At 62.0% G+C, this 12628-nt stretch carries 9 protein-coding genes; 4 read left to right on the top strand and 5 right to left on the bottom strand.

Annotated elements, in window-relative coordinates:
• Positions 1–128: 128 nt before the first annotated feature.
• Together OH720_RS23740 and OH720_RS23735 are read right to left on the bottom strand one after the other, a co-directional pair.
• The gene (locus OH720_RS23740; protein ID WP_008056396.1) at positions 129–704 is read right to left on the bottom strand and encodes an ANTAR domain-containing response regulator; all 576 of its coding nucleotides are present in this window, start codon (positions 702–704) and stop codon (positions 129–131) included.
• 15 nt (positions 705–719) lie between these two features.
• Positions 720–1931, bottom strand: coding sequence for a CmpA/NrtA family ABC transporter substrate-binding protein (locus OH720_RS23735; protein ID WP_272603130.1), 1212 nt, complete (start codon positions 1929–1931; stop codon positions 720–722).
• A gap of 229 nt (positions 1932–2160) precedes the next feature.
• Between OH720_RS23735 and OH720_RS23730 the strand changes: the two genes are divergently transcribed.
• Positions 2161–3180, top strand: coding sequence for a quinone-dependent dihydroorotate dehydrogenase (locus OH720_RS23730; protein ID WP_008056399.1), 1020 nt, complete (start codon positions 2161–2163; stop codon positions 3178–3180).
• A gap of 258 nt (positions 3181–3438) precedes the next feature.
• On the opposite strand, the gene rmf is transcribed toward OH720_RS23730, so the two are convergent.
• Positions 3439–3654 (bottom strand): ribosome modulation factor, encoded by a 216-nt coding sequence (gene rmf / locus OH720_RS23725; protein ID WP_003223300.1) that lies wholly within the window; start codon positions 3652–3654, stop codon positions 3439–3441.
• A gap of 528 nt (positions 3655–4182) precedes the next feature.
• On the opposite strand from rmf, the gene rlmKL reads away from it, so the two are divergent.
• Both rlmKL and OH720_RS23715 read left to right on the top strand, forming a co-directional pair.
• Positions 4183–6453, top strand: a complete 2271-nt coding sequence (gene rlmKL / locus OH720_RS23720; protein ID WP_180202540.1) for a bifunctional 23S rRNA (guanine(2069)-N(7))-methyltransferase RlmK/23S rRNA (guanine(2445)-N(2))-methyltransferase RlmL — start codon at positions 4183–4185, stop codon at positions 6451–6453.
• A 289-nt stretch (positions 6454–6742) separates the two neighbouring features.
• A complete protein-coding gene (locus OH720_RS23715) occupies positions 6743–9130 on the top strand; it encodes a sensor domain-containing diguanylate cyclase (RefSeq protein WP_272603129.1) in 2388 nt (795 codons plus the stop codon).
• A 123-nt stretch (positions 9131–9253) separates the two neighbouring features.
• Here OH720_RS23715 and dacB read toward each other — a convergent pair whose 3' ends face one another.
• A complete protein-coding gene (dacB, locus tag OH720_RS23710; protein ID WP_008056405.1) occupies positions 9254–10714 on the bottom strand; it encodes a D-alanyl-D-alanine carboxypeptidase/D-alanyl-D-alanine endopeptidase in 1461 nt (486 codons plus the stop codon).
• Between the two features lie 231 nt (positions 10715–10945).
• Here dacB and OH720_RS23705 point away from each other — a divergent pair, with 231 nt between their 5' ends.
• Complete coding sequence (locus tag OH720_RS23705; RefSeq protein ID WP_008056407.1) at positions 10946–11290, top strand: YggL family protein; 345 nt, start codon at positions 10946–10948, stop codon at positions 11288–11290.
• Positions 11291–11333: 43 nt separating this feature from the next.
• On the opposite strand, the gene OH720_RS23700 is transcribed toward OH720_RS23705, so the two are convergent.
• Positions 11334–12524, bottom strand: coding sequence for a benzoate/H(+) symporter BenE family transporter (locus OH720_RS23700; RefSeq protein WP_272603128.1), 1191 nt, complete (start codon positions 12522–12524; stop codon positions 11334–11336).
• Between the last annotated feature and the right edge of the window lie 104 nt (positions 12525–12628).

Genomic DNA, 12628 nt, shown 5'->3' with positions numbered 1-12628 from the left:
TACCTGTGGTGATTACCTAGCGAGATTTGTGCCAACAGTCTGAGTCCGTGTTACGGCCATTCGCGGGCAAGCCTCGCTCCCACAGGCACTGACCCTGTAGGAGCGAGGCTTGCCCGCGAAGGCGTCCTTCAGCCCAACAACTCACTCATGGCAATAATCTGCTCCGCCACCTGGATCAGCTTCTGCTGGCGGCTCATCGCCTGGCGACGCATCAGGGTGTAGGCCTCTTCTTCGTTGCAGTCCTTCATCTTCATCAGCAGCCCCTTGGCCAGCTCGATGCGCTTGCGCTCGGCCAGTTGCTGGTCACGGGCGTGCAGTTGGGCGCGCAGGGCCTGGTCGCTTTCGAAGCGCGCCATGGCCACGTCGAGAATCGGTTGCAGGCGCTGTGCGTGGATGCCTTCGACGATGTAGGCACTGACCCCGGACTTGATCGCCTGGCGCATCACATCGGGGTCGTGTTCGTCGGTAAACATCACAATCGGCCGTGGCTGGTCGCGGCTGACCAGCACCACTTGCTCCATGACATCGCGGCTCGGTGACTCGGTATCGATCAGGATCACGTCCGGGCGCACCGTTTCGACGCGTTCGGGCAAGTCGATGGTCAGCCCGGATTCGTCGATGACCTCGAAGCCGGCCTCGGTCAGGGCGGCCTTCAGGCGCCCGACTTTTTTCGCTGTGTCGTTGATCAGCAGGATACGCAGCATGTTTGCAGTCTCCTGTCAGCGGCTGGCGAGAAGTGGCGAGCTGTCGCTCATGGCGTGCAGCCTGAAGCTGCGGGCATAACCGGCCGGGTCCGCACCGTCCCAGACCTTGCCGTCGATCAACTGGCTGCTGCGCATTTCATTGCCCGGGGCGGCGACACCGACAGCGTTGGCGGCCTCACGGTATAAGTCTAGTTGTTGCACCTGACGGGCTACGGCGAGGTAATCGGGGTCGTCGCGCAACAGGCCCCAGCGGCGAAACTGAGTCATGAACCACATGCCATCGGACAGGTAGGGCAGGTTGACCTCCCCCTGCCCATGGAAACGCAGCGCGTGCGGGTCTTGCCATTCGTTGCCCAGGCCGTCGGCATAGTCGCCCAGCAGTCGTGGTTCGATGCACGGCAGCGGCGCATCGAGGTATTGCGGTGCACTGAGCAATTGCGCGGTACTGCGGCGATTCTCGACGCTGTCGTCGATGAAACGGCTGGCTTCGAGGATCGCCATCACCAGGGCGCGGGCGGTGTTGGGGTATTGCTCGACGAAGGCGCGCGTACAACCGAGGACTTTTTCCGGGTGGTCGGGCCAGATGGCCTGGGAGGTGGCCAGGGTAAAACCGAGATTCTGCTTCACCGCGCTGTCGGCCCAGGGCTCGCCGACGCAGAAACCGTCGATACGCCCGGCTTGCAGGTGCGCCACCATTTGCGGCGGCGGCACCACGACGCTGTCGACATCGTGCAGCGGATGAATGCCCTGGCTCGCCAGCCAGTAATACAACCACATGGCATGGGTGCCGGTGGGAAAGGTCTGGGCGAAGGTCAGTTTTGGGCGAGTTTGGTGCACGTGACGGTCCAGTGCTTCAGGACTGGTCACGCCGGCGGCCTGCAAGCCGTGGGAGAGGTTGATGCTCTGGCCGTTCTGGTTCAGGCCCATGAGCACCGCCATGTCGGTGGGGGCCACGCCGCCGATGCCCAGGTGCACGGCGTAGATCAGGCCGTAGAGACTGTGGGCGGCGTCGAGTTCGCCGCTCACCAGTTTGTCCCGCAGGTTGGCCCAGGACGACTGGCGCTTGAGATTCAGGGTCAGTCCGTAGGGCTGGGCGAAGCCCTGGGTGGCGGCGACCACCACCGAAGCGCAGTCGCTCAGGGCCATGAAGCCGAGGTTGATTTCGGTCTTTTCCGGGGCATCGCTGCCATTGACCCAGGCCAGGGGGGTGGTTGAGGGTTCGTTCATCGATTTCGCACCTTCCAAAAAAAACGTCGTCCCGGGCCCCGTATGAGCAGGGCCGGCTGACGACGCCATTGTCCTGGCACGCATTCCGCCGTTGGCCTGCGTGCTGATGCCTGTGCCGGTGCAAGGCATATGCCATCGCCCGCTGTTTTTGTCGCGCGCCTCGCTTGCGACCCCGATGCGCGGGTATAATCGCCGCCTCATTTCGCCGCCAATCGAGTCAAGCCCGCCCATGTACACCCTGGCCCGTCAGCTGTTGTTCAAACTTTCTCCGGAAACCTCCCACGATCTGTCCCTGGACCTGATCGGCGCGGGTGGGCGTCTGGGGCTCAACGGCTTGCTGTGCAAGGCCCCGGCAAAACTGCCGGTGAATGTCATGGGCCTGGACTTCCCGAACCCGGTGGGCCTGGCCGCCGGCCTGGACAAGAATGGCGCGGCCATCGACGGCTTTGCGCAGCTGGGTTTTGGTTTTGTCGAAATCGGCACCATTACCCCGCGTGCGCAACCGGGCAATCCGAAACCCCGGTTGTTCCGCTTGCCGGAGGCCGAGGCGATCATCAATCGCATGGGCTTCAACAACCTCGGTGTCGATCACTTGCTGGCCCGCGTGGCGGCCGCCAAGTACAAGGGCGTGCTGGGCATCAACATCGGCAAGAACTTCGACACCCCGGTCGAACGTGCGGTCGACGACTACCTGATCTGCCTGGACAAGGTCTACGCCCACGCCAGCTATGTGACGGTCAACGTCAGCTCGCCCAATACCCCGGGCCTGCGCAGCCTGCAATTCGGTGATTCGCTCAAGCAATTGCTGGCAGACCTCGCCACGCGTCGCGCGGAACTGGCGCTGCGTCACGGCAGGCACGTGCCGCTGGCGATCAAGATCGCGCCGGACATGACCGACGAAGAAACTGCGCAGGTAGCACAGGCGTTGATCGAAACCGGTATGGACGCGGTCATCGCCACCAACACCACCCTGAGCCGCGTGGGCGTCGAAGGCATGGAGCATGGTGACGAGGCGGGCGGCCTGTCCGGCGCTCCGGTGCGTGACAAGAGCACGCACACCGTGAAGGTGCTGGCTGCGGAACTGGGCGGTCGCTTGCCGATCATCGCGGCGGGTGGCATTACCGAAGGCCGACACGCGGCGGAGAAAATCAGCGCGGGCGCGAGCCTGGTGCAGATCTACTCGGGCTTCATCTACAAGGGCCCGGCGCTGATTCGTGAGTCGGTAGACGCCATCGCCGCCCTCAGATAACCCGTCCCCCTGTAGGAGCGAGCATGCTCGCGATGAGCCTGAAAGCGCCGCGGGGTGTCAGGTTTCCAGCGTTATCGTTAACGACCATCGCGACGGTGCGACGATTCGACATGCTCGCTCCTACAGCGATTGTGCTGACCGAGGCATAAAAAAGGGCCCCTTCAAAGGAGCCCTTGGGCCGCAGCCCGCCGTCCGGATGGGACGTGCGTGGTTAATTCGCTACATGATCAGATTGTGTGTCGGAGTGTGTGCCCTGTGTTAGCCGACGGCGTGAAGTTCGTTGAGTCTGTGGATTCCCGCAGTGCCGGTCATACCGTCCCAGTTGTCGCCGCGTCCTTCTCGCCAGCCGTTAATCCAGGCTTGGCGTACCGACGGTAGAGTAAATGGGCAAAGCTCACGGGATTTGCCACCAACGCCATATTGATATCCGCGCAAAAATGCTCTTTCCAACGGATCACGCTTAAGTCTTCTCATAGGGTGTTGCCCTCACTTGTTGACTGTAGGTATCGCGTCGACCTCAATCGAGGTCTGGCAGAAAAACTCTGCCGTTGGGGGCTCGTTGCCGGCGTGACGAGCCAAGGTGTTGGCGTCATTGCGGCGCCAACCTGTATTGAGTTCTAACCAATGCGTCACATCGAGGGAATGATCGTTTTGTCATAAGGACGTAACTATTAATGTGCTATGGCACTAAGTAACATGATGTTTGTGGCGTATTTATTGATCAAACCCCGGTATGATCGGCCCTGCGTTGGATGATCAGGTTAATCCCTTGCTGAGAATGCCTCCCGTTGCCGGGACGGACTATTCGACGAAGGGTCGACTTATGTCATTTTGTTGCATTAACTTTTTTATCTGTCCTTGCATCTAAGCTCATTTAACCCGGGCAGCAAGGGTGGAACGGCACACCTTCGTGCCACGCGGGCGCTCTTCGAGAAAAGCGCCTGATTGAAAACCGGGCCGGCAATGCGTTGCCGGTTCACTCAGCAAAGGCTGCGAATCCTCATGTCCGATCGTTTCGAACTCTTCCTCACTTGCCCAAAAGGCCTTGAAGGCCTGCTCATCGAGGAAGCCGTCGGGCTTGGCCTTGAGGAAGCGCGTGAGCACACTTCTGCCGTGCGTGGCATGGCCACCATGGAAACCGCTTATCGCCTGTGCCTGTGGTCGCGCCTGGCCAACCGGGTGCTGCTGGTGCTCAAGCGTTTCCCGATGAAAGACGCCGAAGACCTCTACCACGGTGTGCTGGACATCGAGTGGCAAGACCACATGCTCAATGACGGCACCCTGGCCGTCGAATTCAGCGGCCACGGCTCGGGCATCGACAACACTCACTTCGGCGCCTTGAAGGTCAAGGACGCCATCGTCGACAAACTGCGCACCCCGCAGGGCGACCGTCCGTCCATCGACAAGCTCAACCCGGACCTGCGCATCCACCTGCGCCTGGATCGCGGCGAAGCGATCCTCTCCCTCGACCTGTCCGGCCATAGCCTGCACCAGCGCGGTTATCGCCTGCAGCAAGGTGCGGCGCCGCTGAAGGAAAACCTGGCGGCTGCGATCCTGATCCGCTCCGGTTGGCCGCGTATCGCGGCTGAAGGCGGCGCGCTGGCGGACCCGATGTGCGGCGTCGGCACCTTCCTGGTCGAAGCGGCGATGATCGCTGCCGACATCGCGCCGAACCTGCGTCGCGAGCAATGGGGTTTCACCGCCTGGCTCGGTCACGTACCGGCGCTGTGGAAAAAACTGCATGAAGAAGCTTCCGAGCGTGCGGCTGCCGGCCTGGCCAAGCCACCGCTGTGGATTCGCGGTTACGAAGCCGATCCGCGCCTGATTCAACCAGGCCGCAACAACGTCGAGCGTGCCGGCCTGAGCGAGTGGATCAAGATCTACCAGGGCGAAGTCGCGACCTTCGAGCCGCGTCCGGACCAGAACCAGAAAGGCCTGGTGATCTGCAACCCACCGTACGGCGAGCGTCTGGGCGACGAGGCGAGCCTGCTCTACCTCTACCAGAACCTTGGCGAACGCCTGCGTCAGGCTTGCCTCAACTGGGAAGCCGCGGTGTTCACCGGCGCCCCGGACCTGGGCAAGCGCATGGGCATCCGCAGCCACAAGCAGTATTCGTTCTGGAACGGCGCCTTGCCGTGCAAGCTGTTGCTGATCAAGGTGTTGCCGGATCAATTCGTCACCGGCGAGCGTCGTACCCCGGAGCAGCGTCAGGCCGAGCGTGAAGAGGCGGCCTACGAACAGGCGCCGAACGAGCCGCAAGAGCGCCAGTACAACAAGAACGGCAACCCGATCAAGCCGACGCCAGCACCGGCGCCGGTGATCGAGCAACCGCGCCTGAGCGAAGGCGGGCAGATGTTTGCCAACCGCCTGCAGAAAAACCTCAAGGCGCTGGGCAAGTGGGTCAAGCGTGAAGGCATCGATTGCTATCGTGTCTACGATGCCGACATGCCGGAATACTCCATGGCCATCGATCTGTACCAGGATTGGGTACACGTCCAGGAATACGCCGCACCGAAATCCATCGATCCGCAGAAAGCCTCGGCGCGCATGTTCGATGCCCTGGCGGCGATCCCGCAGGCGCTGAACATCGACAAGAACCGGGTGGTGGTCAAGCGTCGCGAGCGTCAGAGCGGTACCAAGCAATACGAGCGCCAAGCGGCCCAGGGCAAGTTCGTCGAGGTCAACGAAGGCGGCGTGAAACTGCTGGTCAACCTCACCGATTACCTCGATACCGGGTTGTTCCTCGACCACCGGCCAATGCGCATGCGCATCCAGAAAGAGGCCGCCGGCAAGCGCTTCCTCAATCTGTATTGCTACACCGCCACCGCCAGTGTCCACGCGGCCAAGGGCGGCGCGCGCAGCACCACCAGCGTCGACCTGTCGAAAACCTACCTGGACTGGGCGCGTCGCAACCTGTCGCTGAACGGTTTCTCCGACAAGAACCGCCTGGAGCAGAGTGATGTGATGGTCTGGCTGGACGCCTGCCGTGAAGAGTACGACCTGATCTTCATCGACCCGCCGACGTTCTCCAACTCCAAGCGCATGGAAGGCGTCTTCGACGTGCAACGTGACCAGGTGCAACTGATCGACCTGGCCATGGCGCGCCTAGCACCGGGCGGGGTGTTGTACTTCTCCAACAACTTCCGCAAGTTCGAGCTCGAGCCCAACCTCAGCGAGCGCTACGCGATCGAAGAGATCACCGCCCAGACCATCGATGCGGATTTTTCCCGTAACGCCAAGATCCATCGCGCGTGGAAAATCACTGCTCGCTGATAAATCGTTGTAGGAGCCAGGCTTGCCGGCGAACCAGACGCTGCGGTGCATCTGTCGCACCGTGTTATCGTTCTTCGCGGGCAAGCCTCGCTCCTACAGGCGAACCAGACGCTGCGGTGTACCTGCCGTACCGTGTCACCGTTCTTCGCGGGCAAGTCGGATCGCCGCACCGCTCGCTCCTACAGGCGAAACATGCGCCGCGACAATGCTGGTCAAATTAGTGGCTAATAGCTATAACTCAACCCACGGCCAATGAGCTTTCCCGCACATGGCGTTTTGAGTTGCGTCTATGTCGTTGCACGCCGTGCGCCCCAAGATCCTGGGTTTTATCAGCGAAGATGTCCCGGCCGGGCTGGTCGCGCTCATGGTCTTGCTCGTCGGCGGGATTCTCACGGCATTGCTCGCCTGGTCGACGCTGAACCTGTTTCAACATCAATTGCGGCAACGCTTCCAGTTGCTGGCCAGCGAACGCTACAGCCGTATCGAAGAACGCTTCCAGGATCAGGAGCAGCGCCTCGATGGCCTGCGCCGGTTCTTTGCCAACTCCGATACGGTCTCGCGCGCAGAATTCAACGGCTACACCCAACCCCTGTTGCACCGCACCCAGGCCTATTCGTTCGCCGAACGGGTCAGCCGGGAGCAGCGGCAAGCCTTCGAGCGTCGGGCGCGCGAGGAGGGCCTGGGCGAATTCACCCTGCGCGAGCTCAATGCCGCCGGACAACTGCAATCGGCCGGCGAGCGGGATGAGTACGTGGCGGTGCTGTATAGCCAGACGCAAAGCAAGCTCGGTGCGCCCCTGGGCTATGACTTGCTGGCCCAGCCCTTGCGTCGCGCCACGCTGGAACGGGCCGACCGGCACCAGGGCATGGCCGTGTCGCAGCCGATGCATCTGGTCAATATCGAGCCGGCTTATGCCCGCGGCGTGCTGTTGGTGGCGCCGGTCATGCTGCGCGGCAGCGTCGGTGGCGCAACCGGCAAACCGTTCGGGTATGTCATGGCGGTGATCAGCATGCGCCAGTTGCTGGCGGACGGGTTGCCGGAGGCGGGCCGTGATTATCTTTCGGTGCGCATCCTCGACCTGTCCACCGATGAGCAGCACGAGGTGCTGTTCGAATCGCCCAATGCGCCAGCGTCCAGTGACTTGTCCGCGACGCGGTTGTTGCGTCTTGCCGATCACGATTACCAGGTCGATATCCGCCCCAGCGCGGCTTTCCTCAAGGCCAACCATTCTTCAGTGACCACGCTGGTGGTGCTCGGTGGCCTGCTCAGTGTGTTGCTCAGCGCCTTGCTCTATGTGCTGGCCAGTCAGCGGCAGCGGGCGCTGAAAATGGTCGAGCAAAGGACCGGGGAACTGCGCGCCCGCGAACAGGAGCTGCGTGGCACCCATGGCCAGTTGCGCGGGGTGCTGGATGCCGCGACCCAGGTGGCGATCATTGCCACGGACCTGCGCGGAGTGATCAGCACCTTCAATGCTGGCGCCGAGCAGATGCTCGGTTACACCGTCGCCGAAGTGGTCGGGCACATGACCCTGGAAAACCTGCACTTGCCCCGGGAACTCGCGGCACGCTCGGCAGAATTGACGGCGCGTTACGGCAAGCCGGTCCCGGCCTGTCATGCGATGCTGGTCGAGGGTGGCGATGAGGCGCGGGAGTGGACGCTGGTGCGCAGCGATGGCAGCCACCTGATCGTCAACATGCTGGCGACTCCGGTTCTCGACGAACAGGGGCTGTGGGTCGGGCACCTGGCGATCTGCATCGACATCACCGAACGCAAGCGCGTGCATGAGGCCCTGGCCGCACGGGACCTGTTGCTGAAGAAACTCAGTGCCCATGTGCCCGGCGGCATCTACCAGTTCAAGATGGAGTTCGACGGGCGTTTCAGCGTGATCTACGCCAGCGACGGCATTCGCGAGATCTATGAGTTGGAGCCGGACGTGCTGCTGCTCAACGCCGAAGCGATTTTCACGCGGATTCATCCTCAGGACACCACCCGCGTGCGCGCCTCGATCCGTGCCTCGGCCAACGCCCTCAGCCACTGGCGCGAGGAATACCGCGTGCAATTGCCCCAACGCGGCCTGCGCTGGGTCCGCGGCGAGGCGACCCCGGAAGAACTGCCGGGCGGCGGAGTGCTCTGGCATGGCTACATCTCCGACATCACCGACACCAAGCGGGTGGAAGAAGAACTGCGGGCGCAGTCGGTCACCGACGCCCTGACCGGCATCCACAACCGCCGCTATTTCCAGGAACGCCTGACCACCGAAATGGCCCGGGTGGAGCGCGGCGGTGGCGAACTGTCGGTGATCATGCTCGACATCGACCACTTCAAGCGCATCAATGACCAGTATGGCCATGCCGTGGGTGATCGGGTGTTGCAGGCCGTGTGCGAGCGCATCGGCCATCGGCTGCGGCGCACGGATGTGTTCTGCCGCCTGGGCGGCGAGGAGTTCATGGTCCTTTGCCCGGACATCGGCGGCGAGCAGGCCCATCTGCTGGCACTGGAGTTGTGGCAAAGCCTGCGCAGCGCGCCGATCGATGAAGTAGGCGTCGTCACGGCGAGTTTCGGTATTGCCAGCTGGCGGGTTGGCGAGGGCGCAGATGCGCTGTTGCTACGGGCGGACTCGGGGGTTTATGTGGCGAAGCAGGAGGGCAGGGATCGGGTGCAGGGGGAGATGAACTAGCTTGGCTGGACGCAAAACCTGTAGGAGTGAGCCTGCTCGCGATAGCGGTCTTTCAGTCACATCATTGTTGGATGTGCCGCCATCATCGCGAGCAGGCTCGCTCCCACATGGGGTCGGAGTTGCTTACAACACCGAAGCCGTCTGCGCCAGTTTCGGCTGGCGATACAGGTCCAGCAGCACCTGGTCGAGCACCGACGACGCGCCAAACGGTGCCTTGTCGTTGAGGATCGCCACCACTGCCCAGGTGTTGCCGTTGACGTCGCGGCTGAAGCCGGCGATCGCCCGCACGGTGTTCAGGGTGCCGGTCTTGACGTGGGCTTCACCGCGCATCGCGGTGGTCTTCAGGCGTTTGCGCATGGTGCCGTCGGTGCCGGCAATCGGCATCGAGCTGATGTACTCGGCGGCGTAAGGGCTGCGCCAGGCGGCCTGCAGCATCGACGCCATTTCCCGGGCACTGACGCGTTCGGAGCGGGACAGGCCGGAGCCATTCTCCATTACCAGGTGCGGCGCGGTGATGCCTTTCTTCGCCAGCCACTGACGGACCACGCGCTGGGCGGCCTTGGCGTCGTCGGCGTCGGCATCGGTGCGGAACTTCTGCCCCAGGCTCAGGAACAGCTGCTGGGCCATGGTGTTGTTACTGTATTTGTTGATGTCGCGGATGATTTCCGCCAGGTCCGGCGAGAACGCCCGCGCCAGTACCTTGGCGTCTTTGGGCGTTGGCGCCAGCACATCCCGGCCCTGGATGCTGCCACCCAGTTCTTTCCAGATCGCGCGTACGGCACCGGCGGTGTAGGTGGCGTGGTCGAGCAACGACAGGTAAGTCTGAGAGCTGCAGCCTTCACCCAACTGCCCGCCGACCGTCACGGTCACGCTGCCATCGGCCTGGGGTACCGGGTTGTAACGCACACCACCGGTGCATTGCTTGGAGTTGATCGCCTTGACCTGGTTTTCGATGCGGATACTGGCAATAGGCGGTTCCACGGAGACCAGCACACGCCCGCCGTCGTTGCGCGCCACGAAGCGCAGGGCCTTGAGGTTGACCAACAATGCATCGGGCTTGACCAGGAAGGGCTTGTTTTCGTCGTTGCCGTCGTCGTTGAACTCGGGCAGTTGCGGTTGCACGAAGAAATTTTTGTCCAGGACCAGGTCGCCGGTCACCTGGGTCACGCCGTTGGCGCGCAGGTCGCGCATCAGCAGCCAGAGTTTTTCCATGTTCAGCTTCGGATCGCCGCCACCCTTGAGGTAGAGGTTGCCGTTGAGGATGCCACCGCTGAGGGTGCCATCGGTATAGAACTCGGTTTTCCACTGGTGATTGGGGCCGAGCATTTCCAGGGCCGCGTAGGTGGTGACCAGCTTCATGGTCGAGGCCGGGTTGACCGATACGTCGGCGTTGAAAATGGTCGGGGTGCCGGGGCCGTTCAGCGGAATCATCACCAGCGACAGGGCGTTGTCCTGCAACTTGCTGGCCTTGAGGGCTTTTTCGACATTGGGCGACAGGCTGGTATTGATCGGGTCAGCGGAAACCGGAAGGGCCAGGGGCAAAAGCAGGCCGGCCAGGAGCAATGGACGCAACGATTTGATCATGTAGATAAAACCCTACAGCCGAGGGGGAAAAAGACGAGGGCATGGAGATAATTTCCCTCAGTGGTCATGAAAGTGTCGGCATTATGCCCCAAGGTGCTACAGCGTGTGCCGTACAGGGCCTTCCAATCGGCTATTTTTTACCGACGGTAGGCGTGGCGGCCCAGAGAGTCGGGCAATTGGCGGCTTAAACTGCTAAAGTGCGGCCCGTTATTACTTAAGAGGATTGTTCCAATGGCGACTAACCGTTCCCAGCGTCTGCGCAAAAAACTGTGCGTCGATGAATTTCAAGAGCTGGGTTTCGAACTGAACCTGGATTTCAAGGAAGATCTGTCCGAAGAAGCCATTGATGCCTTCCTCGAGGCGTTCCTCAAAGAAGCCATGGAAGCCAACGGTCTGGGCTATGTCGGCGGTGATGACTACGGTCTGGTTTGCCTGATCAAGCGTGGCTCGGTCAGCGCTGAACAACGCGCTGCCGTTGAAGCCTGGCTCAAAGGCCGCACCGAGCTGACCAGCGTTGAAGTCAGCCCGCTGCTGGACGTCTGGTACCCGGAAAAGCCGATCAATCCGGTAGCTTGATGTTCTAAAAAACGGCGACCCGAGGGTCGCCGTTTTTTTGATATTAACGTTTACCCCAATTCAGAATCACCAGCGTCACAACCCCCGCCACAATCCCCCAGAACGCCGAACCGATGGAAAACAGCGTCAACCCCGATGCCGTGACCATGAAGGTGATCAGCGCCGCTTCACGCTCCTTCGCTTCGCTCATGGCGATGCTCAAGCCGTTGATGATCGAACCGAACAACGCCAGTGCAGCAATCGACAGCACCAGCTCCTTGGGCAGTGCGGCAAACAACGCTGCCAGCGTCGCGCCGAACACTCCGGCGATGCCATAGAAAATCCCGCACCAGACCGCCGCCGTGTAGCGTTTGTTGCGATCTTCATGGGCATGTGGCCCGGTGCAGATCGCCGCGCTGATGGCTGCCAGGTTGATCCCGTGGGAACCAAATGGCGCCAGCAACAACGAGGCGATGCCGGTGGTGGTGATCAGCGGCGAGGCCGGCACGTTGTAGCCGTCGGCGCGTAGCACGGCGATGCCCGGCATGTTTTGCGAAGTCATCGCCACCACGAACAACGGGATGCCGATGCTGATGGTCGCGGCGAGGGAGAAATGCGGAGTGGTCCACACAGGCGTGGCCACTTCCAGGTGGAACGCGCTGAAGTCCAGCAGCCCCATGACGCCGGACAAGGCCGTGCCGATCAGCAAGGCGCCCAGCACGGCGTAGCGCGGCGACAGGCGCTTGACCACCAGGTAGGTCAGGAACATGCCCAGCACCAGCGCGGTGCGGTGCTGGGCCGCGACGAAAATCTCGCTGCCGATCTTGAACAGGATCCCCGCCAGCAACGCTGCCGCCAGGGACGCGGGAATCTTTTTCACCAGGCGTTCGAAACTGCCAGTCAGCCCGCAAATGGTCACCAGCACCGCGCAGGTGATATAGGCACCGATGGCTTCGCCGTAGGTCACGCCACCCAGGCTTGTGATCAGCAAGGCCGCGCCCGGGGTGGACCAGGCGATGGTGATGGGGGTGCGATAGCGCAACGACAGGCCGATCGAGCACACCGCCATGCCGATGGAAATCGCCCAGATCCACGACGAAATCTGCCCGCTGGTCAGCCCGGCCGCTTGCCCGGCCTGGAACATCAGCACCAGGGAACTGGTGTAGCCGGTCATCATGGCGATGAACCCGGCGACGATGGCCGACGGCGAAGTGTCGGCCAAGGGGCGCAGTTGCGTGTGCGTGGCGTCTGTCATGACAGCGGTGTTCCTTGTTCAGGCGGCGGATTCTGCTTTAAAGCCTAAACTCAAACGTAATGGATCGTTGCGATACAGCGGAAGTGACAAACAGCCGTACAGTC

Origin of the sequence: Pseudomonas sp. WJP1, from assembly GCF_028471945.1 — a bacterium.
In the GTDB taxonomy this organism is placed as follows: Bacteria; Pseudomonadota; Gammaproteobacteria; order Pseudomonadales; family Pseudomonadaceae; genus Aquipseudomonas.
This window is presented reverse-complemented; position numbering and strand designations above follow the sequence as displayed.

Excerpts from the sequence above, each read along its gene's own strand:
- OH720_RS23740 (WP_008056396.1), bottom strand. The coding sequence starts at position 704 with ATGCTGCGTATCCTGCTGATCAACGACACAGCGAAAAAAGTCGGGCGC.
- OH720_RS23735 (WP_272603130.1), bottom strand. The coding sequence starts at position 1,931 with ATGAACGAACCCTCAACCACCCCCCTGGCCTGGGTCAATGGCAGCGAT.
- OH720_RS23730 (WP_008056399.1), top strand. The coding sequence starts at position 2,161 with ATGTACACCCTGGCCCGTCAGCTGTTGTTCAAACTTTCTCCGGAAACC.
- rmf (WP_003223300.1), bottom strand. The coding sequence starts at position 3,654 with ATGAGAAGACTTAAGCGTGATCCGTTGGAAAGAGCATTTTTGCGCGGA.
- rlmKL (WP_180202540.1), top strand. The coding sequence starts at position 4,183 with ATGTCCGATCGTTTCGAACTCTTCCTCACTTGCCCAAAAGGCCTTGAA.
- OH720_RS23715 (WP_272603129.1), top strand. The coding sequence starts at position 6,743 with ATGTCGTTGCACGCCGTGCGCCCCAAGATCCTGGGTTTTATCAGCGAA.
- dacB (WP_008056405.1), bottom strand. The coding sequence starts at position 10,714 with ATGATCAAATCGTTGCGTCCATTGCTCCTGGCCGGCCTGCTTTTGCCC.
- OH720_RS23705 (WP_008056407.1), top strand. The coding sequence starts at position 10,946 with ATGGCGACTAACCGTTCCCAGCGTCTGCGCAAAAAACTGTGCGTCGAT.
- OH720_RS23700 (WP_272603128.1), bottom strand. The coding sequence starts at position 12,524 with ATGACAGACGCCACGCACACGCAACTGCGCCCCTTGGCCGACACTTCG.